General features: G+C 64.5%; 2 pseudogenes. Both read right to left on the bottom strand.

What is annotated here, in order from left to right:
* Positions 1-127: 127 nt before the first annotated feature.
* Positions 128-1,141 (bottom strand): annotated as a pseudogene (locus tag VF794_RS25250) (IS5/IS1182 family transposase); the annotation flags it as partial.
* A gap of 90 nt (positions 1,142-1,231) precedes the next feature.
* A pseudogene (locus VF794_RS25255) lies at positions 1,232-1,868 on the bottom strand (hypothetical protein); the annotation flags it as partial.

Here is a 1,868-nt window from a genome sequence, read left to right on the forward strand (position 1 = left end):
AGCGCAACGTACTGGAATACCTGACGGCCTCCTGTGAGGCTTTGCTACGCGGACAGCGCGGACCCTCGTTGCTGCCCTCGCAATCTCAGCTGCGACTCGCCACCGCCTGACGTGGTGAACGGTTACCCGGACGGTTGGCTGGCGTGACGGCGCAGGCGAGGATGAGTTCCTCGTCCAAATCCGTCGCCAGGTGCTGCTTGTAGCCGTTGAAGCGCTTGCTCTTGCTTTTACGTCCGTGACGCATCTCGCTGTCTTCCACCGACACGCGCCTGTCCTCCGCCACTTCCTTGCGGATACGTACTCCTCCGTCCCCCTCCGGGTCGGGCTCCAAATCCTGGCTGCGAAGCTGCTCCAGCGTCGCCAGGTGTACCGACAGCGGCGGCCTTTTCATCTGCCCTGGGAGCTGCTTCTTGAGCCAGGCCCGCATGGAGTCCAGTTGCTTCACCAGCTTCTGGAGCGCTCTGGCTTTCTGCCCCGTCTCATTCCAGTCCACATCCAGGGCCTTCTTCACGCTCGTTTCCAGCAGCAGGGGAATGCCTGCTTCGCGGCATACCTTCTCCTTGGGCCAGTCAAGCTCCCGGGCCGCGCACTCCACCACCTTCCGAGCGGCATGCCCCAGCAGATTCAGGGTGTCCTCTACCCGGCCTGCTCCCTCCAGCGGGCGCGAATCAATGGCCACCCGCAGCATGGATTTGAGATTGCGCGGGTTGAGCTCGCGCTGGCCCATGGCCACCTCGACGCTCTTCTCCAGCAGGCGCCGGTCCATGTTGTTGCGCATGAGCCGCTGGCGGAAGTCGAACAAGGCTCCCTGGGAGAACGCGGGCTCGGTGCTGCCCAGGCAGTCGAGCACCATCTGCACGCGCCGGTCGAACACCGTCAACTCCACCATGGTGGCATCCGAAGCCTTCAGGTAGCCCTGGAGAATCGTTGCCATGGCCATCAGCCCGGGCGGTACCGGCTCCTTACCCGCTCCCGTCTGTCGGTACATGCCTTCCAATTCCTCTTGGAAGGCCTCATCGAAGAGTTCATGGCGATGGCGTCGCAGAAAGGCGAAGAGCTTCCCCGTGCGCTTCATGCGCAGCAGCATGTGCTCCTCCTCCTCGGTCAGTTCCTGCTTGGGCCTCCATCGCTCCACTCCCATGGTCACCTCGCTCCGCCTTACGGCAAAAGTCAGGTGCCCACCTGATCAAACCCCTGGCCCCCTGTCCATCCTCCTGCTAACTGCCTGAAATTACTGGGGCTTCAAACCGGTCCATGTTCTAGCAGATGAGCGTGCTTCATCTGTCCCCGTGCTGGCCCGCTGGAGGATGATTGCCGCCCCTGACCCGCCGCTCAGCACCGTGGCCGCCTTGCCCACCGGCACCACCACGCGCTCTACCACCAGCAGGCCCTCGGCCGAGAGGGACAGCACCGGCATGGTGACCTCCAGCCCACCCAACGTTCGCGTCAGCGTGCTGGCCGTGCCCCCCGCCGTGCCCAAGGTGAGGATGAGGTTCGTCGCCAGTTTCGAGACCGCCTTCACCTGCTCGCCCCGAGTCATGTACCGGAAGCGCTCGAGGTACTCCGGCGAGGAGGCGATGAGGGCCGCGACTCCCGCGGGCAGGTGTCGCAGCGAAGCGATGCTGTCCGACGGGTGGGAGAGCAGTTGGCCCATGGCGTGGTACAGATCGACGAAGGCTTCCTCCGCGCCATCGAGTGAGCGGCTGATGTAGTCGGCGTCGTCGTACACCTCGGCCAGTGGGGGCCCGTGCATGACGGGGAGCAATTGCGCGTCCGCCTGCCGGAAGACCCAACCGCTGACGGTGTAGAAGCGCCCGAGCTCGAAGAAGCCAGCGCGAAAGGCTTCCTCCTTCCACTCCACCGGCCCC

The organism is Archangium sp. (assembly GCF_036389735.1).
In the GTDB taxonomy this organism is placed as follows: Bacteria; Myxococcota; Myxococcia; order Myxococcales; family Myxococcaceae; genus Archangium.